The sequence below is a fragment of the Sphingobium terrigena genome, assembly GCF_003591655.1.
GTDB classification, from domain to species: domain Bacteria; phylum Pseudomonadota; class Alphaproteobacteria; order Sphingomonadales; family Sphingomonadaceae; genus Sphingobium; species Sphingobium terrigena.
On sequence record NZ_QVRA01000010.1, the window covers coordinates 77,044 to 101,402 of the forward strand.

General features: G+C 64.0%; 19 protein-coding genes. 12 read left to right on the forward strand and 7 right to left on the reverse strand.

Annotated elements, in window-relative coordinates; genetic code table 11:
- Positions 1–18 precede the first annotated feature (18 nt).
- Positions 19–2,181: an AsmA family protein gene (locus D0Z70_RS12705; RefSeq protein ID WP_119746959.1), complete on the reverse strand. Its 2,163-nt coding sequence runs from the start codon at positions 2,179–2,181 to the stop codon at positions 19–21.
- A gap of 175 nt (positions 2,182–2,356) precedes the next feature.
- Here D0Z70_RS12705 and rpmI point away from each other — a divergent pair, with 175 nt between their 5' ends.
- From rpmI to pheT, 5 genes are all read left to right on the forward strand, one after another.
- Positions 2,357–2,560: a 50S ribosomal protein L35 gene (gene rpmI, locus D0Z70_RS12710; protein WP_004208916.1), complete on the forward strand. Its 204-nt coding sequence runs from the start codon at positions 2,357–2,359 to the stop codon at positions 2,558–2,560.
- A gap of 13 nt (positions 2,561–2,573) precedes the next feature.
- A complete protein-coding gene (rplT, locus tag D0Z70_RS12715; RefSeq protein WP_006952270.1) occupies positions 2,574–2,936 on the forward strand; it encodes a 50S ribosomal protein L20 in 363 nt (120 codons plus the stop codon).
- Positions 2,937–3,155: 219 nt separating this feature from the next.
- Positions 3,156–3,770, forward strand: coding sequence for a LysE family translocator (locus tag D0Z70_RS12720; RefSeq protein WP_119746961.1), 615 nt, complete (start codon positions 3,156–3,158; stop codon positions 3,768–3,770).
- Positions 3,771–3,915: 145 nt separating this feature from the next.
- A complete protein-coding gene (gene pheS / locus D0Z70_RS12725) occupies positions 3,916–5,007 on the forward strand; it encodes a phenylalanine--tRNA ligase subunit alpha (protein ID WP_119746963.1) in 1,092 nt (363 codons plus the stop codon).
- A complete protein-coding gene (pheT, locus tag D0Z70_RS12730; protein WP_119746965.1) occupies positions 5,004–7,421 on the forward strand; it encodes a phenylalanine--tRNA ligase subunit beta in 2,418 nt (805 codons plus the stop codon). Before pheS ends, pheT begins: the two co-directional genes overlap by 4 nt.
- 22 nt (positions 7,422–7,443) lie before the next feature.
- Here the strand turns inward: pheT and D0Z70_RS12735 are convergent, their stop codons facing one another.
- Complete coding sequence (locus D0Z70_RS12735; RefSeq protein ID WP_119746967.1) at positions 7,444–8,343, reverse strand: DMT family transporter; 900 nt, start codon at positions 8,341–8,343, stop codon at positions 7,444–7,446.
- Entirely contained in the window at positions 8,336–9,355 is a 1,020-nt protein-coding gene (locus tag D0Z70_RS12740; protein ID WP_119746969.1) for a threonine aldolase family protein, read from the reverse strand. The genes D0Z70_RS12735 and D0Z70_RS12740 overlap by 8 nt, the downstream gene beginning before the upstream one ends.
- Positions 9,356–9,493: 138 nt before the next feature.
- Between D0Z70_RS12740 and D0Z70_RS12745 the strand changes: the two genes are divergently transcribed.
- Positions 9,494–10,585, forward strand: a complete 1,092-nt coding sequence (locus D0Z70_RS12745) for a branched-chain amino acid aminotransferase (RefSeq protein WP_119746971.1) — start codon at positions 9,494–9,496, stop codon at positions 10,583–10,585.
- 137 nt (positions 10,586–10,722) lie between these two features.
- A complete protein-coding gene (locus D0Z70_RS12750) occupies positions 10,723–11,931 on the forward strand; it encodes an FAD-dependent monooxygenase (protein ID WP_119746973.1) in 1,209 nt (402 codons plus the stop codon).
- A gap of 190 nt (positions 11,932–12,121) precedes the next feature.
- Here D0Z70_RS12750 and D0Z70_RS12755 read toward each other — a convergent pair whose 3' ends face one another.
- Positions 12,122–12,634, reverse strand: coding sequence for a cytochrome b (locus D0Z70_RS12755; protein WP_119747135.1), 513 nt, complete (start codon positions 12,632–12,634; stop codon positions 12,122–12,124).
- Positions 12,635–12,659: 25 nt separating this feature from the next.
- Entirely contained in the window at positions 12,660–14,603 is a 1,944-nt protein-coding gene (gene acs / locus D0Z70_RS12760) for an acetate--CoA ligase (protein ID WP_119746975.1), read from the reverse strand.
- A 185-nt stretch (positions 14,604–14,788) separates the two neighbouring features.
- Here acs and D0Z70_RS12765 point away from each other — a divergent pair, with 185 nt between their 5' ends.
- Positions 14,789–15,460 (forward strand): glutathione S-transferase family protein, encoded by a 672-nt coding sequence (locus tag D0Z70_RS12765; RefSeq protein ID WP_119746977.1) that lies wholly within the window; start codon positions 14,789–14,791, stop codon positions 15,458–15,460.
- A 23-nt stretch (positions 15,461–15,483) separates the two neighbouring features.
- On the opposite strand, the gene D0Z70_RS12770 is transcribed toward D0Z70_RS12765, so the two are convergent.
- Positions 15,484–16,641, reverse strand: coding sequence for a GGDEF domain-containing protein (locus D0Z70_RS12770; RefSeq protein ID WP_119746979.1), 1,158 nt, complete (start codon positions 16,639–16,641; stop codon positions 15,484–15,486).
- A 93-nt stretch (positions 16,642–16,734) separates the two neighbouring features.
- Positions 16,735–17,613, reverse strand: coding sequence for a LysR substrate-binding domain-containing protein (locus D0Z70_RS12775; RefSeq protein WP_119746982.1), 879 nt, complete (start codon positions 17,611–17,613; stop codon positions 16,735–16,737).
- Between the two features lie 335 nt (positions 17,614–17,948).
- On the opposite strand from D0Z70_RS12775, the gene D0Z70_RS12780 reads away from it, so the two are divergent.
- From D0Z70_RS12780 to D0Z70_RS12795, 4 genes are all read left to right on the forward strand, one after another.
- Positions 17,949–20,240 (forward strand): CDC48 family AAA ATPase, encoded by a 2,292-nt coding sequence (locus D0Z70_RS12780; protein WP_119746984.1) that lies wholly within the window; start codon positions 17,949–17,951, stop codon positions 20,238–20,240.
- 127 nt (positions 20,241–20,367) lie between these two features.
- Positions 20,368–21,012, forward strand: a complete 645-nt coding sequence (locus tag D0Z70_RS12785; RefSeq protein ID WP_119746986.1) for a class I SAM-dependent methyltransferase — start codon at positions 20,368–20,370, stop codon at positions 21,010–21,012.
- Positions 21,013–21,128: 116 nt separating this feature from the next.
- Positions 21,129–22,229: a helix-turn-helix transcriptional regulator gene (locus tag D0Z70_RS12790; protein WP_119746988.1), complete on the forward strand. Its 1,101-nt coding sequence runs from the start codon at positions 21,129–21,131 to the stop codon at positions 22,227–22,229.
- A gap of 101 nt (positions 22,230–22,330) precedes the next feature.
- Positions 22,331–24,349, forward strand: coding sequence for a TonB-dependent receptor (locus D0Z70_RS12795; RefSeq protein ID WP_119747137.1), 2,019 nt, complete (start codon positions 22,331–22,333; stop codon positions 24,347–24,349).
- Positions 24,350–24,359: the final 10 nt, after the last annotated feature.

The following is a 24,359-nucleotide window of genomic DNA, read 5'->3' on the forward strand; positions in this document are numbered from 1 at the left end:
GTTATAGGGGGAGGGTGGTCAGAAAATCCCCAGAAATTTCTTGTCCTGGCGTTTTTGCTCGCTTTTGCTGCCCTTGCCCTTCTCATCCTTTGCCGTCGTACCCTGGCCGACATCGTCTCGTGGATTGCCGCGCTTGGTGCGCTGGGCGATCGCATTGGCACCGGACAGGATCGGTCCGCACGCCGCGCCCTTCGCGTCGCCCACATCGGCGAAGGCAATGACGGCTGCCAGTGGCGTCCCCACGACCGCCAGTCCCGCGGCAACGCCACTGCGTGCCAGCAGTTCAGGACTGATGACCGACATGCCGGGCCGCGCGAAATAGCCATTGATGCCGATCGGCGACTGGCCGGAAAAGAGGCTGATCTTCTTGCTGTCGGCGCGGAAAGCGATGTCGAGGCTTTCGTTGCGGAAGGAAAAGCCGCCCCGGCCGATCATCACATTCTTCCTCGTGTCGATCAGGATCGGGTCGGCGGCTGCCACGCCATTGCGCACGGTGAAGGCGATAAGGCCGCAATTGATCTGCACGGGATCCTTGAGCTTGCCCGCAAACATCTTGGTAGCGAAGGTGCCGATGTCGAGTTCCGACAGTTGGACGTTGCGCGCCCACATGGTGCCTGCTGGCAGGATCACGGCGATACGGCCATTGGCGGTCGCCAGTGAATCATGCAGCGTGTCGCCCATCCCCGTCATCTGCACCCGGCCCTTGATCGTGCCGGTCGTGCCGGACTGTTCGACACCCCAGCGTGCCAGCAACGTGCCCATGGGCGTGGGGGCAAGGCGAATGTCGTAGCTGGTCCTGACCGGCGTGCCACGCGCGTTGATCTCTATGTCCGACGCGACATGGCCGCCCGACATGTCGAAGGTCAGAGGTGAGAGGGTGAGCAGGCTGCGGTCGAGTTTCAGGGTCAGGGCGATGTCGGAAATGGGGACGCGCTCGGCCCGGACGCGCTTGACGCTGTAGGTTACGTCGGCGTCGAAATTACGGATCGCCTCGACCCGCAGCGGCGTGTCAGGCAGCAGGCGCGGCGTGCCCTGCACCGTCTCGATCACGCCAGCCGCGCCCTGCTGTTCGATCTTTTCAGGATCATAGCCAAAGAAGGGCGCGGCATCGATGATGTCGAGCGTTTGGGTCGCCAGGTCGGCTTTGAGCAACAGGCGGCCATCGGGAAGCGACGCGGTGAAGCCGCCGACCAGGTCGCTGGCGCCAAAGCGTCCCTGCAATTTGGTGAAGCGCCATTCGTCGCCGACCTTGGCCAGGGCCGAAGTGAACCGATAGGCGCGCGTGTCGGGAATGGCTGCACCCAAAAAATCGAACAATAGGCTGAGGTTAGGACCGCGGGTGACAAGGCGCAGGTCGCTGCCTTCCAACTGCGTCGCGCCGGGCAGTGTGCCGGTGACGTCCACGACCGTCGCACCAGCCTGCGCGCGCAGTTGCAGGCTGTTCTTGCCGCGCGAGACCGTGGCGTTCGGGGACAGCAGGCTGCCTTTGAGCGAGAACGGCTTGTTTCGCATAGTGCCGGTGCCGGACAGGCGTATATCGCTGATAAAGCGCGTATCCTTCGCCCGGACCGTCTCGAACCCGATGTCGGCATTCAGTTGTAGGCGCGGATCGCGGTAGCGCAGCGTGGTGCCTGCCAGCCTGGCCTGGGTTATCAGGGGGAACACCATCGGCTTGCCGTCCGCCTTGGGATCACCCAGCGTCCAGGTGTTATGCTTATGGTCGCGCGACCATTCCAGATCGACCGCGCCATTGCGCAACTCCAGCCATGGCAGGCGGACCTTGTCGCCGAAAATCAGGCTGAGCGGCGCGACCCGCGCGTCGATCAGGTCGGCGCGGAACAGGTCGGGCTGGCTCGCCCAGGGCAGATTGGCGATGCGCGCCTTCTCAGCCCGGAACTTGATGCTGATCGGCGCGAAATAGAGCTGGAAATCGCCGCCGACGCTGACTTCGCGCTGGAGCCGGTTGCCCAATATCTGTTCGAAAGGGCTTTTGAGGAAGCGCCCCTTGGTGATGAACAGGATCAGCCAGATCGCGAAGAGAAAGCCGACAATGCCCAGAAGGAGGCGCACGGGCCATGGCAATCTGCGCCACCATTCGCGTAGCGCGGTCGCATGGGCGCGATAGCCTGCGCGGGGCGCGTGGGCCGGGTTTTCCGAAATCTGCGCATCACCATCGACCATGGCGGCCTCAACGCCCCGGCAGGCCAAATGGCTCCGACACGCGCCATGTGCGAATCGCTTGCCTTTCCTTGCCCACCCGCCTATGCGCGCCCTTCGCGATATTCAGTGGGACCGCCCGGCTAACTAGGGCTGCCGGGGCTGTCTGTAATCGTCGCGCTACGCAAAGGAGACGAAAATGCCCAAGCTCAAGACCAAGAGCGGTGTGAAGAAGCGCTTCAAATTCACCGCTTCCGGCAAGGTCAAGCACGGCGTCGCTGGCAAGCGTCACCGTCTGATCAGCCACAACGCCAAATATATTCGCCAGAACCGTGGTACTTCTGTGCTGTCCGATGCCGACGTGGCTCACGTCCGCCTCTGGGCGCCCTACGGCCTCAAGTAAGGAGTAAGGGACAATGGCACGCGTCAAACGGGGTGTTACCACCCGCGCCAAGCATAAGCGGCTTCTGGTACAGGCGAAGGGCTATTATGGCCGTCGCAAGAATACCATCCGCGTCGCCCGTCAGGCGGTCGAAAAGGCTGGCCAGTACGCTTATCGCGATCGCAAGGTCAAGAAGCGCAGCTTCCGTGGCCTGTGGATCCAGCGCATCAACGCGGGTGTCCGCGCTGAAGGCCTGACCTATTCGCAATTCATGCATGGCCTCAAGCTCGCCGGTGTGCAGTTGGATCGCAAGGTTCTGGCCGACATTGCGATGCACGAAGGCGAGGCGTTTAGCGCCATCATCGCCCAGGCCAAGGCTGCGCTGCCCGCAGCATAAGGCCGTCGGTCGCAAGATCGTCAAAAGGGCGCCGGGGCAGATGCTTCCGGCGCCCTTTTTGTTTTCTGGCCACACTAATCCCCGTTCGGGCTGTTCTGACAAGTCACTTGCCTCGTCAGAATGTCGAAGCCCCGCACTTTCTTGAAGGAAAGAACGGCCCTTCGACAGGCTCAGGGCGAACGGATTTTATGATGAGCCGCCATCATGAGGACCAATCCCATGTCGCTGCATCTCTGGTGGCTTTATGTGACCGCCGTGTTCCTGATCTCCGCCACGCCGGGGCCGAACATGCTGCATGTGATGACGCAGAGCATCACCCATGGCCCGCGCCGCGCGCTGGCGACGATGGCTGGGTTGATGAGCGCAGTGCTGCTGTGCCTGATCGCGTCGGCGCTGGGGCTGGGGGCGTTGCTCAAGGCATCGCCGCGTCTGTTTGATGTGCTGCGCTATGCTGGCGTCGCCTATCTGGTCTGGCTGGGGATCAAGGCTTGGCGCGCGCCGGTTGGCAGCGCCGCAGCCGCCGCTCCAGCGCGTTCGCATCATGCGCTTTATGCGACCGGACTGCTGACCGGCCTGTCCAACCCCAAGCTGATCATCTTCGCCGCCGCGCTGTTTCCGCAGTTCATTGACCCTGACCGTCCATTCGGGATGCAGCTGGCGATCCTGGTGATCAGTTTCGTGGTGATCGAGCTCGGCTGGCAGGCTGCTTATGCACTGGGCGGGATCAAGCTGGCCCGTTGGCTGGCACCGGTGAACCGCCAGCGCCTGTTCAACCGCGCGACCGGCGTGATGTTCATCGGCTTTGGCGGCGCTTTGCTGGGCGCGCGGGCGTAAGCTGGAGCTGAAAAACACCTCGTTATGCTGAACTTGTTTCAGCATCCATTGACGCGACGGCTGTTTTCCATTCCTAGGCTGAGCCAATGGATCCTGACTTTCGTCAGGATGAAGTGAATAGTAATCGCCGCGCAGGACAGATGAAATGACAGACATTAGCGCATTGAAAGCCGGGCTGATTGCCGACATTGCTGCCGCCGACACGCTGGACGCAGTCGAAGCGTTGCGCGTTGGCGCGTTGGGCAAGAGCGGGGTCATTACCGGCCTGCTCAAGACGCTGGGCGGCATGTCGCCGGACGAGCGACTGGAAAAAGGCCCGCCCATCCAGGATCTGCGCGAATCCGTGACTGCCGCGATCGCCGCGAAGAAGGCGGCGCTGGAGCAGGCGGCGCTCGACGCGCGGCTGGCGTCTGAGAAGATCGACATGACGCTGCCCGCCGATCTGGGGCCGCAGGGGAGCGTTCACCCGGTTAGCCAGGTGATGGACGAATTGGCGGAAATCTTCGCCGATCTGGGCTTCTCGGTCGCGACCGGACCGGAGATTGAGGACGACTGGCATAATTTCACCGCGCTCAATATTCCTGAAACACACCCGGCGCGCGCGATGCACGACACCTTCTACTTCCCCGACGAGGAGGGGCAGAAGCGGATGCTGCTTCGCACCCATACATCGCCGGTGCAGATTCGCACGATGATGACGACGCCGCCGCCGATCCGCATCATCGCGCCGGGCCGTGTCTATCGCAGCGATAGCGACGCAACCCACACGCCGATGTTCCACCAGATTGAGGGGCTGGTGATCGACAAGGGGATCACGTTGGGGCATCTGAAATGGACGCTGGAGACCTTCCTCAAGGCCTTTTTCGAGCGCGAGGATATCGTCCTGCGGCTGCGCCCCAGCTACTTCCCCTTCACCGAACCCTCTGTCGAGGTTGATGTCGGTTACACGCTGGTGAATGGCCAGCGGGTCATTGGCGGGGACGGCGATGCGGCGGACGGCGGCTGGCTGGAAGTGCTGGGCAGCGGCATGGTCAACCGGCGGGTGATCGAGGCGTGCGGGCTGGACCCGGACGAGTGGCAGGGCTTTGCCTTTGGCACCGGGGTCGACCGGCTCGCCATGCTCAAATATGGGATGAACGACTTGCGGGCCTTCTTCGACGGCGATCTGCGCTGGCTCAAACATTATGGTTTTTCGGCGCTAGACGTGCCGACGCTGAGCGGGGGAGTGGGCGCATGAAGTTCACCCTGAGCTGGCTCAAGACGCATCTCAAGACCGAGGCGGACTTGCCCACGATCCTCAAGACGCTCAACGCCATCGGGCTGGAGGTCGAGGGTGTCGAAAATCCGGCGGAGAAGCTGGGTGGCTTCAAGATCGCGAAGGTGCTGACCGCCGAGCGTCACCCGCAGGCGGACAAGTTGCAGGTGCTGACCGTCGACCATGGCGACGGCACGCCGTTGCAGGTCGTGTGCGGCGCGCCCAATGCGCGTGCGGGGCTGGTCGGCGTATTCGGGACCGAGGGCGCGGTTGTGCCCGCCAACGGCATGGTGCTGAAAAAGACCGCGATCCGCGGTGTCGAATCCAACGGCATGATGTGTTCGACGCGCGAGCTGGAACTGGGCGATGATCATGACGGCATCATCGAACTGGATGCAGGCGCGCCGGTGGGGAAGGTCTATGCCGACTGGGCGGGCCTCAATGATCCGGTCATCGACGTGTCGATCACGCCCAACCGGCAGGATTGCATGGGCGTGCGCGGCATCGCGCGCGATCTGGCAGCGGCGGGGCTGGGGACGCTGAACGCGATCATCGTGCCGGAGATAGCGGGCGTGGGTCCGGGACCGGACGTGCGGACGCAGGATGCGGAAGGCTGTCCGGCCTTCTTCGCGCGGACCGTGCGCGGCGTGACCAATGGCCAGTCACCTGAATGGATGGCCAAGCGCCTGAAGGCGATCGGGCAGAAGCCGATCAGCACTTTGGTCGACATCACCAACTATATCATGATCGACTTGGGCCGGCCGCTGCACGTCTATGACATGGCGAGCCTGAAGGGCGGGCTGGTGGCGCGCAAGGGCAAGCCGGGCGAGCAGGTGCTGGCGCTCAATGGCAAGACCTACACCGTCGATGAGACGATGACCGTCATCGCCGACGATGAAGCGGTCCACGACATTGGCGGCATCATGGGGGGCGAACATTCGGGCGCGCAGGACGGCACGACCGACGTGCTGATCGAATGCGCCTATTTCACGCCCGAACGGATCGCGATGACGGGGCAGAAGCTGACCCTGACCTCGGATGCGCGCGGGCGGTTCGAGCGTGGGGTCGATCCGGCCTTTCTGGACAATGGCCTGTCGATTGCGACCAGCCTGGTGACGCATCTGTGCGGCGGCACGCCCAGCGAGGCGACCCGCGCGGGCGCGCCGCCGGTGACGCCCAAGATCGTAGCCTATACCCCCGACCAGTGCCTGACGCTGGCGGGCGTCTATGTGGCGGCGGATGAGCAGAAGCGCATCCTCGAAAGTCTGGGCTTTGTCGTGGGCGGGCAGGAAAACCGCACCGATTATGAGGATGGCGTGCCGGTGATCGTGCCGGGCACCTGGTCGATCACCGTGCCAAGCTGGCGGCGCGACGTCGATGGTTGGCCCGACATTGTCGAGGAAGTCGTGCGCATCGTCGGGCTGGAGCATGTGCCGTCCACCCCGCTGCCGCGTATGCCGGGCGTTGCCCGTCCGACCGCCACGCCTGAGCAACTGGTCGAGCGCCGGGTGCGTCGGACGGCGGCGGCGCGCGGCCTTGCCGAGGCGATCAACTGGTCCTTCCTGTCGGAAAAGGAGGCCGCTTCCGTGGGCGGGGGGCAATGGACGCTGGCCAATCCGATTTCGGAGGATCTGAAGGTCATGCGGCCTTCGCTGCTGCCCGGCCTGCTGTCGGCCAGCCGTCGCAATATGGATCGCGGCGCGGCATCTGTGCGGCTGTTCGAACTGGGGCGGCGCTATTTCAAACAGGGCGAGCGGGCTACCGTTGGTTTCGTGCTGGCGGGCGAGAAGCAACCGCGCAGCTGGCAGGATGGTAAGGCGCAGCCCTTCACCGCCTATGATGCCAAGGCCGACATCACGGCGCTGCTGGCGGCGGCAGGCGCGCCGGTCGCCAATCTCCAGAGTTTCGGCGAGGCGTCAGCTGCCTATCATCCCGGCCAGTCTGGCACGTTGCGGTTGGGGCCGAAGGTCGTGCTGGCTGAATATGGCGTGCTGCATCCGGGTCTTGCCAAGCAGTTCGGGCTGAGCGGCACGGTGGTGGCGGGCGAAATCTTCCTCGACGCGATACCGGGCAAGCGCAAGGCGGGCTTCATGCGCGCGCCCTATGCGCCGCCCGCCTTGCAGGCGGTGAAGCGCGATTTCGCCTTTGTCGTGGCTGACGCCGTTGAGGCTGATGCGCTGGTCCGGGCGGTCAAGGGCGCGGACAAGAAGGCGATCGTGGACGCGCGCCTGTTCGATGTCTTTACCGGGCCGGGCGTGGACGAAGGCAGCAAATCGCTGGCGATCGAAGTCACGCTCCAGCCGGGCGAGAAGAGCTTTACGCAGGAAGAGCTGGACGCGATCAGCGCGGCGATCGTGAAGGCGGCGCAGAAGCTGGGCGGCGTGTTGCGGGGCTGAACCGACGCGCGGGCGGGGGAATTTACCCCGCCTTCGCCCGCAGCGCGATGGCCATGCCTGCGATCGCCAGCAAGGCGCCACCGGCGGCAAGGCCGGTCCAGCGATAGCCCTCCACCAGCGTGGAAATGAGCATCGCGATGATCGGGATGAGGACGCTGGTGTAAGCCGCGCGGCCCGCGCCCATGCGCTGGATCAGGCGGAAATAGAGGGGGAAGGTGACGACCGACCCGGCCAGCCCCAGCCAGGCGACGCCCAGCCAATAACCCGCGCGCCATTCGGCCACCGGCGGGCCGACCGTGGCAAGCGCATAGGCCGCGTCCACCGCTGCGCCGATCAGCATTGCCCAGGCCAGCACCGCGATCATCGGCAGGCGGCGGGCAATCTCCATCCCCTGCATGACATTGGCGGCAGACGCGCTCAATAATCCGGCGACAGCGAAGCCGACACCCACCAGCACGTCACCCGGCGCGATGCCGGCGGCGCGATATTCATGGGTCAGCATCAACGCAATGCCGGTCATCGCGACCGCCGACCCGGCGATGAAGGCGCGGCCGACCGGCTGGCGGAAGATCAGGAAGGACAGGATGGAGTTGGGGATCAGCAGCATGGCGTAGATCACCGCGACGACGCCCGATGTCAGGGTCAGTTCGGCCCGATAGACGAAGTTGAAATTGAGGACGAATTGCGCCGTCCCCAGCAAGGCGGCAAAGACCAGTCCCGCGCCGCCGATCCGCAAAGACACGCCGCGCATCCGGCAAAAGACGGCCATGGCGACCCCCGCCAGCGCGAAGCGATAGCAGACCGACCAGCTGGCGGGCACGCTGCCAATCTGGTCGCGAATGACGATCCAGGTCGAACTCCAGATCAGCGTGACGAGGATGAAGGGGAAGAGGATGCCGCCCTTGGCTGCGGGTTCAGCCATGGTCGAGCGCCCGCAGAGCGGCGGCGAGCGGCGCGACGCTCGCGGCATCCTGCGACCAGTTGGTGACCAGCCGCGCGGCCCCTTCGCCCCAGTCGTAGAAATCGAAGCTTTGCCCGCGCAGCGTTGCGGCTTCGGCAGCGGTAAGGCGGATGAACAGTTCATTCGCTTCGACCCGGTGGAGCAGGCGATCCGGCGCGGCCTGCGCCAGCGCCTGCGCGGCGGCATTGGCGGCGCGGGCGTTCGTGAGCCACAGATCATCCTCGACCATCGCCAATATCTGCGCGGCGAGATAGCGGCCCTTGGAGAAGAGATGCCCCGACCGCTTGCGCCAGCGGGCGGCCTCAGTGGCGCGCGCATCCGCTTCCGGTCCGAAGAACAGCAAGGCTTCGCCGATCATGCCGCCATTTTTGACGCAGCCAAAGCTGAGCGCATCGACCCCGGCGCGCCAGGTCAGATCGGCAGGCGCGCAACCCAGATGCGCCACCGCATTGGCGAAGCGTGCGCCGTCCATGTGGAAGCCAAGGCCATGGGTGCGGGCGATGTTGCCCAGTGCGGCGACTTCATCGGGGGCATAGACGCGGCCATATTCGGTGGCGTTGGTGATGCTGATCACGCGGGCCGGCACCTGATGCACGTCGGGGCGGATTGTCGCCAGTCGCGCGCTGACCGCTTCGGGGGTGAGTTTCGCGCCGTCGCCCGGCAGCGTCATCAGGCTGGCGCCATGGGTGAAGAATCCGGGCGCGCCACATTCGTCGACGACGATATGCGCTTCGTCATGGCAGATCACCCCGCCATAGGGCGGGCAGAGCGTGGCCAGCGCGATGCTGTTGGCCGCCGTGCCGGTCGCGATCCACAGCGCCCGGACTTGCGTGTCGAACAGGGCGGAGAAGGCGGAGTCCAGCCGGGCGCTCCACTGGTCGCCATCATAACCATGGTCGGCTTGGTCGGCCGCTGCCATGGCCGCCATCACCTGCGGGCAAACCGGGGTCGCATTGTCGGAAAAAAAGTGCATGGGCGAGCGATAGCGGGCGGACAGGGGAGCGCCAAGAGGCCAGCATCGGTCCAATGGCCTGATGGGTCAGTATAGTTGACGTTGTTTCATCCGCCTATTTGTGACATAGGCACGCCGTCCAACCCAAGGAGACAGACTATGGACGTCGAGCAGACATCGCGCTTTACCGTCACCCCAAGCCCCAGGGCTGTGTCGGCGGACGAGCGTGCCGTATTGCTGGCGGACCCCGGTTTCGGGCGGATTTTCACCGATCATATGGTGACGATCCGCTATACCGAGGGGCAGGGCTGGCACAGCCATGCGGTCGGCCCGCGTGAGCCGTTCCAGATCGACCCGGCCTGCGCGGTGCTGCATTATGCGCAGGAAATCTTTGAGGGGATGAAAGCCTATCGGCTGGAAGATGGAAGTATCGCCATGTTCCGCCCGGAGGAAAATGCCCGCCGTTTCGCCGAATCGGCCGAACGCATGGCGATGCCCGCGCTGCCGCAGGACATATTTCTGGAGGCGGTCGAGGCGCTGGTGCAGATCGACGCTGACTGGATTCCGGGCGGGGAGGGCAGCCTCTATTTGCGCCCCTTCCTGTTCGCGAGCGAGAATTTCCTCGGCGTGCGCCCCTCCAACGACTATATTTTCTGCGTCATTGCCTCGCCTGCCGGTGCTTATTTCAAGGGTGGCAAGAAGGCGGTGACTTTGTGGGTGTCGGAACATTTCACCCGCGCGGCGCGCGGCGGCACGGGCGCTGCCAAATGCGGCGGCAATTATGCCGCGTCGCTCGTCGCGCAGAAGGAAGCGACCGGCCATGGCTGCGATCAGGTCGTGTTTCTGGACGCGGCGGAGAATAAATGGGTCGAGGAACTGGGCGGCATGAACGTCTTTTTCGTCATGGACGACGGGTCGATCGTCACGCCGCCGCTGGGGGGCACCATCCTGCCTGGCATCACCCGCGATTCGATCATCACCCTGGCCCGCGCCAAGGGGCATGATGTGCGCGAAGAGCCGTACAGCTTTGCCCAGTGGCGCGCGGATGCGGCCAGCGGCAAGCTGCGCGAGGCGTTCGCCTGCGGCACCGCGGCGGTCGTCACCGCGATCGGCACGGTCAAGAGCGTGGATGGCGACTTTACCATCGGCAATGGCGATGGGGGCATCGTCACTGAAACGCTGCGCGCCGAACTGACTGGCATCCAGCGTGGCACGGTGGCCGATCCAGCGGGATGGGTGCGGAAGGTTTGAGATTTGGGCGCTGCGTGCTCCCGCGTAGGCGGGAGCCCAGTCGATAGGTTTCAACTGGACTCCCGCCTTCGCGGGAGCGCAATGGTATTTGGTTCAGGTCGCTTCCCAATCGCACCCCAAGCGCCTAGATAATGCCCATGGAACGCTTCGACGTCGTGATATTGGGTGGTGGCCTTGTCGGCCTGACCCTTGGCATCGCCCTTTCCGGCCATGGCGTGCGCTGTGCCGTGATTGACCCCGCCGATCCGGTGGATACCACTGCCAGCGGCTTTGATGGCCGCGTGTCGGCGATCAGCTCGACCAGTTTCGCGATGCTCTCGGCGATCGGGGTCGCGCCCTTTCTGGAAGGGAAGGGCTGCCCGATCGATCGCATCTGGGTCAGCGACGGGCTGGAGCCGGGGGCGCTCGATTTCGTGCCGGACGCCGACGATGGCGTGATGGGGACGATGATCCCCAATCGCGACCTGCGCATCGCGCTGGCGCAGGCGGCAGAGGGGCCGAGCAATCTCACCCGTTTCCAGCCTGATCATGCCGTCCATGTCGATCGCAACGCCGATGGCGTGACGCTGACGCTGGCGAGCGGCGCGACGATCCGGGGCGCGCTGCTGGTCGCGGCGGAGGGGCGCAACAGCCCCACGCGCGAGGCCGCTGGCATCCGCACCACGCGCTGGCAATATAAGCATACCGCCATGGTCAGCGCGATCGACCATGAGGTGCCGCACGCCAACACCGCCTATGAGATTTTCTATGTCGGCGGCCCGTTCGCACTGCTGCCGATGCTGCCCGGCACGCGATCGGCGATCGTGTGGACGATGCCGACGGAACAGGCACCCGCGATGCTCAAATTGTCCGAGCGCGCCTGGCTGGCCGAAGCGCAGAAGCGGATCGGTGGTTTTCTGGGCGAGATCAGTCTGGCCGGGCCGCGATCCTCGTACCCCTTGGGCTTTCACCATGCCGCGCGGATCACCGATACGCGGTTGGCGCTGGTCGGCGACAGCGCCCATGCGATCCACCCGATTGCGGGGCAAGGCTTGAACCTGGGCTTCCGCGATGTCGCCGCGCTGGTCGAAGTGCTGGTCGAGGGAAAGCGGCTGGGTCTCGATCCGGGCGATGCGCAACTGCTCGCGCGCTATCAGCGCTGGCGGAGCCTCGATTCGTTGTCGGTCAGCGTGGCGATGGACGGGCTGGTGCGGCTTTTCGACGTGCCGGGGCGCTTGCCCGCGCTGGCGCGGCGCGCGGGGCTGGCGGCGGTGCAGCGCACGTCGCTGCTGAAAGGGCGCTTCATGGCAGAGGCGCGCGGGCAGTCAGGGGCGCTGCCACGGTTGCTGACGGGCGAGATGGTTTAGGGGCTGGTTGCGAGCAGTATTGACCTTATTCCCCCTCCCGCTGGCGGGAGGGGGTTAGGGGGTGGGCAGGCGCAACGTAGCGCAGGCCCACCCCGCTGCGACTAAATTCGCTCCGCTCATTAAGTCTCGCTGCCCCTCCCGCCTGCGGTAGGGGCATCAAAACGAACTGCCGGTTCACCACCAATATCAGTCACATCATCCGCTGCAGCACATTGTCCTTCAGCATGATATGATGGCGTAGCGCAGCAGCGATGTGGAGGATGATCAGCGCGGCCCAGGCGAAGCCCATGAGTTCATGCCCCTCGCCGGAGATATCGACGAGGATATCGCCCTTGGCCACCGCGAATTTAGGCACATCGAACAGGAAAAACCAGTTGAGCGGGCGCGTACCTGCCGATGTCATGATCCAGCCGGTCAGCGGCATCAGGATCATGAAGGCGTAAAAGACGAAATGGGTGGCGTGCGCAGCCGCTTTCTCCCAACCGGGCATGGGGGCCGGAAGCGGCGGCGGGCGGTGGCCCAGCCGCCAGGCCAGTCGCACCAGCGTGAGCGCCAGCACGGTCAGGCCGATCGACTTGTGGACCGGCATCACCGCCCAGTCCTTGGGCAAGGCATCATGGCCGATACCAAGCACCAGATTGACGATGATCAGGACCGCCATGATCCAGTGCAGGGCGCGGGCGACGGAAGTATAGCGGTCCATCATGGCAACTCCTTGGGCTTATGCGTCAACCCTGCCGGTTCGCGACCAGATTGTCGACGACGGAGGGATCGGCCAGCGTACTGGTATCCCCTAACGCCTGCGCCGACACTTCGCCCTCCGCAATTTTACGGAGGATGCGGCGCATGATCTTGCCCGACCGGGTCTTGGGCAGGCCCGGTGCGAACTGGATGGCGTCCGGGGTGGCGATCGGCCCGATTTCGGTGCGGACCCATTTGACCAGCGTCTTGCGCAGTTCGTCCGTAGGTTCTTCATGCGCGTTCAAGGTCACATAGGCGTAGATGCCCTGGCCCTTGATGTCGTGGGGGAAGCCGACGACGGCGGCTTCGGCGACGCTTTCATGCAATACCAGCGCGCTTTCGACTTCCGCCGTGCCCATGCGGTGGCCCGACACGTTGATGACGTCATCAACGCGCCCGGTAATCCAGTAATAGCCCTCGGCGTCGCGCCGCGCGCCGTCGCCGGTGGTATATTTACCGGGGAAGGTGGTGAAATAGGTCTGGAAGAAGCGATCATGATCGCCCCAGACGGTGCGCATCTGACCCGGCCAGCTTTGGGCAATGACGAGATTGCCCTCGGTCGCGCCGTCCAGCACCTGGCCTTCGCTGTCCACGATCTGCGGCACGACGCCCGGCATCGGCAGGGTGGCGGAACCGGGCTTGAGGTCGGTCGCGCCCGGTGTCGGCGCGATCATCGCCGCGCCGGTTTCGGTCTGCCACCATGTATCGATGATCGGGCAGCGGCCTTCGCCCACGACGCTGTGATACCAGCGCCAGGCTTCCGGGTTGATCGGTTCGCCTACGGTGCCGAGCAGGCGGAGCGACTTGCGGCTGGTTGCATGGACGAATTCATCGCCCTCCTTCATCAGTGCGCGCAGCACCGTGGGGGCGGTGAAGATGGTCTGGACCTGATGCCGGTCGACCACTTCCCAGATGCGGGCGGGCGTCGGGTAATTGGGGACGCCTTCATACATCAAAGTCGTCGCGCCGTTCGCCAGCGGGCCATAGACGATATAGCTGTGGCCGGTGACCCAGCCAATGTCGGCGGCGCACCAGTAGATGTCGCCAGGTCGATAGTCGAAGCAGAGTTCGTGGGTCAGCGACGCCCAGAGCAGATAGCCGCCGGTCGTATGCAGCACGCCCTTGGGCTTGCCGGTCGATCCCGACGTGTAGAGAATGAACAGCGGATCCTCCGCATTCATCGGTTCGGGCGGGCAATCGGGGGAGAGTTTGGCCGCTTCCTCGTGCAGCCACAGGTCGCGACCCGGTGCCATGGTCACCGCGCCGCCGGTCGCCTGCACGACGATAACCGTCTTGACGCTGGGGCAATCCTTCAGCGCGGCGTCGACATTGGCCTTGAGCGGCACCGCCTTGCCCGCGCGACGGCCTTCGTCGGCGGTCACCACCAGCGTGGAATCGCAGTCGATGATGCGGCCAGCGAGCGCTTCGGGGGAAAAGCCGCCGAACACGACGCTGTGGACCGCGCCGATCCGCGCGCAGGCTAGCAGGGCGAAGGCGGCCTCCGGGATCATTGGCAGATAGAGGGTGATGCGGTCGCCTTTGCGCGCGCCTGCAGCTTTCAGCACATTGGCGAAGCGGCACACTTGCTCATGCACCTGCGCGTAGCTGTAGCGGCGTGGCTCGGCATCGGGCGAATCGGGTTCCCAGATGATCGCGGCCTGGTCCCCGCGTGTCGCCAGATGGCGGTCGATGCAGTTGGCGCTGACGTTCAGCACGCCGTCGGCAAACCATTTGACGCCAAAATCCGCCTCGACAAAGCTGCTCTCGTTCGCGCGGGTGGGGGGCGTGATCCAGTCGAGCCGCTGCGCCCGTTCCAGCCAATAGGCGTCGGCATCGTCGATCGATCGGGCATAGTCGGCGGCGCGGGCCGCCTTGTCCATCAGCGCATTTTTGGCCCAATCCTCCGGCACCGGGAAAAAATCGTCAGACATCGGGCATCCTTTCCGAAACAAAACCGTTGGTTTGGATGGCCTTCTAACGTCCCGATGCCGCGACCGGAAGCGCTGTCCATGCCGTTATCATCATCCTTTTGGTCGATATGACCGATCTTATCGATCCGCCCATCTGCATTTTGCCGCTTTCCCCCGCGCGCAGGCACGCCTAACAGGAATCGCCTATGTGGCTTCTCTATCAATTTCCGCTCTGCCCTTTCTCTCGCAAGGTCCGCCTGCTGCTGGGGGAGAAGGGCGTCGGCTATGATCTGGTGCGCGAATCGCCCTGGTTGATGCGCGATGAATTTCTCGATCTGAACCCGGCTGGCACCACGCCGGTCATGGTGGAGGAGGAGAAAGGCATCACGTTGATCGACAGCCAGGCGATCTGCGAATATTTCGAGGAGACGGTGGAGAAATTCCCGCTCATTTCCGGCACGGCGGCGGGCCGGGCGGAAGTGCGGCGGCTGACCGCCTTTTTCGACCAAAATTTCTTTGGCGACGTGGTCGGCCCGCTGCTGCACGAGCGGATGAAGAAACGCCTGATCGAGCGCGCGCCGCCTGACGCTCGCATCCTGCGCGAGGCGATGAAGCGGGCGAACGTCCATATGGATTATATGGACTATCTGCTCGACCATCGCAGCTGGATGGCGGGCGGTACGCTCAGCCTCGCCGATATTGCCGCGGCAGCACATCTGTCAGTGGCGGATTATCTGGGTGGCATCGACTGGCAGGGGCATGAGCCGGTGCGGCGCTGGTATGCCGGTTTCAAGTCGCGTCCGTCCTTCCGGCCGCTCCTGTCGGAACGGATGGAGGTCATCACCCCGCCGCCTCATTATGAAAAACCGGATTTTTAAGCGACGCTAAAGCGCCTCCCGTTTCAATCAATTTCCGCCGCCAGATAGACGCGGTTGCGGCCATGTTCCTTGGCCAGGTAGAGCGCGCGGTCGGCGGCCTTGAGGGCGCTGCGCGGATCGTCATAGGCCAGCACATTGGCGACGCCCGCGGAAAAGCTCACGCGCTCCATCCGTTCGCCATTGGTGCGGTTGACGAGGCTGCGGGTGGCCAGATCCTCGCGCACGGCATCCACAGCTTCGCACGCTTCGGCGGCGGTCTTGCCCCGGAACAGCATGACGAATTCCTCGCCGCCATGGCGGGCAACATGGCAATGGTCGTTCGATGCCTTGGCCAGCAGCCCGGCGACGAACTTCAACACCCGGTCACCCGTGTCATGGCCATGGGTGTCGTTGACATGCTTGAAATGGTCGATGTCGCAAAAGGCGACTGACAGCGTCTCGCCATTATCCTGTGCCAGCTTCACTTCTTCCCGCAGCACGCCTTCAAAAGCGCGGCGGTTGGGCAGGCCGGTCAGATGGTCATGCTCGGCAGCGCGGCGGGCATTTTCCAGGCTGGATTTGAGCGCCTGCGTCTGCTTCTGATTGTCGCGCAACTGGGTTTCGACCAGCCGGGTCTTTTCGACCATCGACCGGGTCAGGCCGACAAGGCGCGCCAGCACGGGTTCGGCATCGCTGCCCTCGGCCAGTCCCTTGGCCTGTTCCTGCAATGCTGCGCCATAATCTTTCGCCGAATTGCGCGATTCGTGCATCAGGCCGGTGAACTGGGTCAGATTTTCCTCGACCTTGTCCAGCATAGTGGCAAGCGAATCGGGCGTGACTTCATCGGTGCGCTGATCGGCAGCGACCGATTCGATCCAGCCATTGGTGATTTTGCCGCGCTCCATCAGCACTGCCTTGATCGCCTTTTCCACGCCGATATTCGCGCCGGTCAGATAGTCGAGTGCGACGCTGAAATTGATGGGCGTCAGGTCCAGATCATGGGCGAACAGAAAGTCGCCAATCTCCTCATAGAGGCGGCGGCGGCGCGTTACTTCGCGGCTGGCGACGGAGCCTGCGCGGGGGCGCTGATCTTCTGTGCTACCCTCGTCATCGGGCTTGCCCGACAGGCCCTTCGCCCATCGTGCCAAACGGTCGGTCAGCCCATGTTGCGGGCTAGCGGAAGGTGAAGTGGCCCCGGTCATGATGGCTATAACGGCGGTCGCGAAACAAGGTTAAGAGCCAGGACAGAGAAAATCTGTGAGGGCCGGTGCGGCACGTATGGGCAAAGCCCATTCTCAAATATCAGCCGTTACCAGCCAGTCGCGGAAGATGCGCACGGCGCGGGTCTGGAGCGCGCGGGGGCGGCAGACGAAATAATAGCGATAGGGGCTTTCAACCCGGATCGGAAACAGGCGGACCAGCCGGCTATCGGCCGCTTCCTTGAAATGGCTGGCGTGCATGAAGGCGACACCCAACCCCTGGGCGGCGGCTTCCAGCATCAGCTGGCCCGAATCATAATTGTCGATCGCCAGCGGTTGCAGTTCGGGCAGTCCGACCGCTTCCTTCCAAGCGTCAAACGCGAGCGCCATGTCGCGGTGGAGCAGCACGGTATGTTGGGCCAGTTCCCCCGGTGACGTCAGCGCATGGGGCTGTTCCAGCAGGGAGCGCGCGCCGATGACATAGATTTCGTCATGGTCCAGCTCATGCGCATAGAGCGCTGCGTCGATATCCTTCGCCAGCACGATCGCGGCGTCCAGCCCTTCGCCCAGCCGCGCGACGGCATAGGGAGTGGTTTCGATGTCGATGTGCAGTTGCGGGTGCAACGTGCGCAGCGCGCCAAGATGGGGGAAGAGCCGCTGCGTCGCGAACAGCGGCATGACCGCCAGCCGCAGGCGCAGCTGGTTGCCGCCGCTCTGGATATTTTCCAGCGCCTGGGCGAGGGAATCAAGGGCAGGAGCTATATCGTCGAGCAGCCTCTGCCCCTCGGCATTGATTTCCAGCGCCTGATGCTTCCGATCGAACAGCGGGCGACCGATGAAGCGTTCGAGCGCCTGAACACGGCGGCTGAGCGCGGGAGTCGAGAGCGCGAGTTCTTCCGCCGCCGCCTTGACCGAGCCAAGGCGCGCTACCTGAACAAAGGCCTCCAGGGCCGTAAGTGGCGGCAATCTGCGCATCTCTATTCACTAATCCGAAGCCGGTGCGCTGCGTCGCATCATGTCTTTTTGTCGATCGCAGAGCCAGCCGGTCCCAAGCATCCTGACCGCACTGAGCAGGAAAATCTCCAAAATGGCAAGATGCATTTTCTGCAACTCCTATTTTCTTTTCGCACTTGCAATAATTTCTGCCGCGCTGCACATAGGGGGTGCCTTTCAGGCATCCTCTCCTAAAACTTTACGGGCTGGCCTTTGGGCCGGCCCTTTTTTTGTGCCATTCGTTTCGGGCCTGCCCCCTTTTTCTGGCTCTAGCGTTTCCTATCTCGTTACGGAAGCGACAAGGACAGGACAGCATCATGGCGCAAGAGGACAGCACGGGACGGCGGATTCAGGTCGCCAATGCGCGGCCGGAAGATGCTGGGCGCGGGCTGGCGCGGCTACCCTTGGCGGTCATGGCGGAGTTGAACCTAGCCGAAGGCGATGTGATCGAGATCGTCGGCAAGCGATCGACCGCCGCGCGGGTAGTGCGCCCCTATAAGGAAGATGAAGGACTGGACGTGTTGCGCCTGGACGGGTTGCAGCGCGCCAATGCCGGGGTCGGCTCCGGCGACTTCGTCCACATCGACAAACTGGAATCGCGGGCGGCGCAGCGGGTCGTGTTCGCACCTGCACAAAATAATTTGCGGCTTCAGGGCCATCCCGAAGCCTTGAAGCGCGTATTCTTTCAGCGGCCATTGACCGCAGGGGATGTCGTTGCGACCGCGGGCCAGCAGCAGGTGCCCCCCGGCGACATGCCGCCCCAGTTGCGCCAGATGCTGGCCGCACCCGCTTATGCCTTGCAGGAAATCCGGCTGGTGGTGGTGTCGACCATCCCCAAAGGGATCGTCCATATCGACGCCGAGACCGAGGTTGAGCTGCGCCCCGAATATGAGGAGCCGAAGGAGGCCCGCCGTGCGGACGTGACCTATGACGATGTCGGCGGGATGGCCGACACGATCGACCAGTTGCGCGAGATGGTCGAGCTGCCTTTGCGTTACCCCGAACTATTCCAGCGGCTGGGCGTCGATCCGCCACGCGGCGTGATGCTCCATGGCCCGCCGGGGACAGGCAAGACCCGGCTGGCGCGCGCCGTTGCCAATGAATCGGAAGCCGAATTCTTCCTGATCAACGGGCCGGAAATTGTCGGGTCGGCCTATGGCGAATCCGAAAAGCAGCTGCGCGAGATTTTCGAGGCAGCGGCCAAGGCTGCGCCGTCGATCCTGTTCATCGACGAGATCGATTCGATCGCGCCGAAACGGGGGCAGGTGACAGGCGAGACCGAGAAGCGGCTCGTTGCGCAGTTGCTGACGCTCATGGACGGGCTGGAGCCACGCACCAATCTGGTCGTAATTGCCGCCACGAACCGGCCTGAAGCGATTGACGAGGCGCTGCGGCGTCCCGGCCGCTTCGACCGGGAGATTGTGGTCGGCGTCCCCGACGAGCGGGGGCGGCGCGAGATATTGGGCATCCATACGCGCGGGATGCCGCTGGGCGACACGGTCGACCTGTCGGAACTGGCGCGCATGACCTATGGCTTTGTCGGCGCTGACCTCGCCGCCCTCACCCGCGAGGCTGCGATCGAGACGGTGCGCCGCTTCATGCCGCGCCTCAATCTGGAGGATGGCACGATTCCGCCGGACGTGCTGGAGGAATTGTCGGTCACGCGCGACGATTTCATGGCGGCGATCAAGCGGGTCCAGCCGTCGGCAATGCGCGAAGTGATGGTGCAGGCACCCAATATCGGCTGGTCTGACATTGGCGGTCTGGACGAAGCGCAGATGCGGCTGAAGGAAGGGGTCGAGCTGCCGCTGAAAGACCCCGACGCCTTCCGTCGCATTGGCATCCGCCCGGCCAAGGGCTTCCTGCTCTACGGCCCGCCCGGCACCGGCAAGACCTTGCTGGCCAAGGCGGTCGCGCGGGAGGCGCAGGCCAATTTCATCGCGACCAAATCAAGCGACCTACTGTCCAAATGGTATGGCGAGAGCGAGCAGCAGATTGCCCGGCTGTTCGCCCGTGCGCGGCAGGTGGCGCCGACCGTCATCTTCATCGACGAACTGGACAGCCTGGTCCCCGCGCGCGGCAACGGCATGGGTGAACCGCAGGTGACCGAGCGGGTGGTGAACACGATCTTGGCCGAGATGGACGGGCTGGAGGAACTGCAGTCGGTGGTCGTCATCGGCGCGACCAACCGGCCCACTTTGGTCGATCCAGCCTTGCTGCGGCCGGGGCGGTTCGATGAGCTGATCTATGTGCCAGTCCCCGATCAGGCGGGGCGTCATCGCATCCTGTCGATCCATACGGCCAAGATGCCGCTGGCCGAGAACGTTGATCTGGCATCGCTGGCGGAGCGCACGGAGCGCTTTACCGGCGCGGATCTGGAGGATCTCGCGCGGCGGGCGGGCCTCTTCGCGCTGCGCCAGTCGTTGTCGGTGGACAAGGTGACGATGGCGCATTTCGAGGCGGCGCTGGAGGAAACCCGCGCGTCGGTGACGCCGGAAATGGAGCATGAATATGAAAAGATCCAGGCTACGCTGAAACAGAAGGCGATGCAGGTCGATCCGATCGGCTTTGTCGCGCCGGGCATGTTGCGCGGGCGGGAGCGGGATTAACGGAACGCGCCGGCGGCAGGGAAACCATCTGCCGCCTGCGCGTTCCTTGTCATACGTACGCAAAGCGGCTTGCCAGTCGCGCCGATATTTGCGACGCCCGACCACGACCACAGACAGACGGATAGTGATGGCCTCCATACCCTTGAAAAAGAAAAACATAACTGGCGGCAAGGCAGGCGCAGCCCGGTTCTTCCAGCAATGGGGCATGTTTTTCCGCCAGTTCGTCAAGCATCCCGGCATGATCGGTTCGGTCATCCCCTCGTCCGCCGCACTGGTGAACCGGATGCTGGATCAGGTCGATTGGCAGAACACCCGCCTGTTTGTTGAATATGGTCCGGGTGTGGGCACCTTCACCCAGGCGATCCTTGATCGGCTGCATCCCGACGCGACCCTGCTGGCGATTGATTTGAACCTGGATTTCGTGGCCTATCTGGAGGCGCAGTTCGATGATCCCCGGCTCAAGGTCGTGCACGGATCGGCTGCCGATGTTCGCCGATTTGTTCGCGAAGCGGGTCATGCCCAGGCCGACTATATATTGTCCGGCATCCCCTTTTCGACGTTACCCGATGGCGTGGGTGCCGCGATCTGCGCCGAGACACGCGCTGCGTTGCGGCCGGGCGGGGCGTTTCTGGTCTATCAATATTCGCGCTATGTCCGCCGCTTGCTCGACCCTATATTCGGGCGGGTCAGCGATGAACTGGAATGGCGTAATATTCCCCCCTGCCGGATGTTCTGCGCTGTGCGGGAAGAGGCGCTGGCGCAGGCGGCCTGATCTGGATTAATCCAGATCAACATCGTCAAGAATTATAAGATATTATTCTCGCCGTTTATTTGACTTCACTGGCATATTGCGCAACGGATACCCACCGGACTGTGGGGGTTTTGGGGATGGCGTCATACGCCGTGGATGGGGATAAATGGGCAGACTTGTTTCTGTCCGCCGCGCTTGATTCGCAAAATTGGGACGGGGCGATCAAGGCCATGGCCAACGCGACCGGCTCGCGTCATGGCCAGTTGATCGGCTTTGGTCCCGGTGCCAGCGGCTTCAACTGGATCAGCGACATTGATGACAGCATCATCGCCAAGACCGCCGAGATCGACCAGTCCCGGCCCGACCTGAATTTCCGCGTCGCCGCTGATGGGATGGCGGATAATCCCCCGATCGTTCACGAAACCCATTATGACGTCGCCCGCCAGTCGCTGCGATCGGACGACTATCTCGACCTGTGCGCCGATTTCGACATTTTCGACGGCTGCCAGACCCGCCTTCTGGCCGGACGGGAAGGGATGATCGGGCTGGCGCTGCTGCGGGACAGCAAGGACGGACGCACGACGCAGGAGCAACGCGACCTGTTCGGCGAGATTGCGGGCCACGCCCGCACCGCCGTGCGGCTCCAGCGTGCGATCGAGCAGCAGGGGTTTTCGCTGCTGTCGGGTACGTTCGAGGCGATGGACCGGGCCTGCTGGTTGCTCGACGCGACTGGCCGGGTGGGGGGTATGACCCCGCGTGCCGAAGCGGTGCTGGCGACCAGCCGCATCCGGGTGAGCGACGGTTGGTTAGAGAGCGAACGGGCCGACGAAAGCCGCGCCATCACGCGCGCCGTCCGCACTGTGATCGACCCGCCCGGCCGCGCGGCTGATCCGGTCGCGCTGGGCGACGACGCCGGGGGCGTTGGGATCATGCTTGAAATTTATCCACTGCCCAGCCGCCCATGGTCCCTGCCCTTCGCGCCGCGCGCCATCGTGATCGCACGGGTCGGTGCGCCAAGCGACCGTCATGTCCAGCTGCTGATGCGGACATTCAGCCTGACCCCGGCCGAAGCGGACATCGCCATCCGATTAGCGGCGGGCCAGTCCCGCGCTGATATTGCAACGGCACGATCCGTGTCGGCGGAGACATTGAAGGTGCAGTTGCGCAGCATCTACGACAAAACCGGGTGCCGCCGGGAATCGCAACTGGTGCGCATCGTCGGCCTGATCAGCCACTAGCGTTCACACTGCCCGCGCCAGTCATATCCTGCACCGGATATGGCCTCTTTCCGTTTGCAAAGACGATGGAAAAAAAAGAGAGGGGCGTCGAGGGGATCGCCATGAAAATTATCGTCCTGCCCGCCTTGCTCTTGTCCATTCCAACGGCCGCGCTGGCACAGGCGCCGGACGATGCGGGTGATACGCCGTCCATCATCGTCACTGGCGCAGGCCTGTCGCTGCCGCCCGGCACACCGGCCTATGGATCGGTCGTGATCGAGCGCGCCCGGTTGCAGGACAGCGCGTCGGGTCGGATCGAAAGCGTGCTGGGCGATGTTGCGGGTTTCCAGCAGTTCCGCCGCTCCGACAGCCGATCCGCCAACCCTTCAGCGCAAGGGGCGACCCTGCGCGCGCTGGGCGGCAATGCGTCGAGCCGGACGCTTGTGCTGCTCGACGGCGTGCCGATGGCAGATCCCTTTTTCGGCTATATTCCGTTCAGCGCGCTGGTGCCCGATCGGCTGTCGGTCGTCCGGGTGACGCGCGGCGGCGGAATCGGCGCGTTCGGCGCGGGGGCGGTGGCTGGCACCATCGAGCTGGCCAGCGCGACGCGCGACCAGTTGCCGACCTTTGGTGCGAGCGGCTTTTACGGCAGCCGCAATTCGACCGAATTATCCGCCAGCCTGACCCCCGACCTTGGCAGCGGCTATGTGTCACTGTCCGGCCGATGGGACCGGGGCGACGGGTTCCAGACCACGCCCAAGAACCAGCGCGTCGCTGCGACCGTGCCAGCCGCCTATGATGGCTGGTCCACCAATTTGCGCGCGGTCGCGCCCATTTCCGCCACTGCCGAACTGCAATTTCGTGCGACCCTGTTTCAGGATAACCGCACGCTGCGCTTCGCGGGCGCGGACAGTATGAGCCAGGGGCAGGACGCCAGCATCCGCTATATCAATCGCGGACGCTGGCAGGTCGATGCGCTGGCCTATGTCCAGGCGCGCAACTTCTCCAACATCGTCATGTCGGCCTCGACCTTCCGCAAGTCGCTCGATCAGCGCAACACGCCTTCGACCGGGCTTGGCGGCAAGATCGAACTGCGCCCGCCGGTTGGCGGCAACCATCTGCTGCGGGTCGGCATCGATACCCGCTTTGCCACCGGCGATATGTTCGAGGATGCGTTTAACGCCAATATCGCCAGCAACCCGGCGACCTTCCGCCGCCATGCCGGGGGCGAAGAGCTGACCAGCGGCGTCTTTGTCGAGGATGACTGGACGATTGGTGACTTGGTCCTGACCGGCGGGATAAGGGCCGATCGCTGGTCGATCCGCAATGGCTTCTATCGGGAGGTCAGTGCAACAAGCGGCGTGGCAACGGGAAGAGCCTTTGCCGACCGGTCGGATTGGGAGGTGTCGGGCCGGGTCGGCGCGCTCTATCGGGCGAGCGAAGCCATTGCCGTGCGTGGCGCAGCCTATAGCGGCTTCCGCCTGCCGACGCTCAACGAACTTTATCGACCGTTCGTGGTATTCCCCATCCGAACGGAAGCCAATGATGCGCTGACCCCGGAAAAGCTCAAAGGCGCGGAGGGTGGCATCGACCTGACCCCCGCACCGGGTGTCACCCTGTCCGCCACCGCCTTCTACAACCGGTTGGACGATGCGATCGCCAATGTGACAAATCCTTTGGCCGCCAACACGCGCAAGCGGCAGAATGTCGATCGCATCGTCGCCAAGGGGATCGAACTGACCGCAGCGGCAGCGCTGGGCGATCTGCGGCTGTCGGCCTCCTACGCCTATAGTCACAGCCGCGTCCACGCTCCCGGCGAGGCGTTCAACGGCCTGACCCCGGCGCAAAGCCCGCGCCATGCCGCCAGCGCGACGATCGCCTACAGCCCGGCGCAGGGACCGACCCTGTCCACCACGTTGCGCTATGTCGCCAAACAATATGAGGATGATCTGCAAAGCGATGTCCTGCCCGATGCACTGACGGTCGATGCGATCGCGCGGCTGCCGGTCGGCCATGGCGTGACATTGGTGGCGCGCGGCGAAAATCTCTTCGACAAGGCGGTCGTCACCCGCAACGCGGGCGGGTCGATGGACCTGGGCACGCCGCGTACCCTGTGGATCGGCATCAGCTTCGCGAACTGAAGGTGCAGCG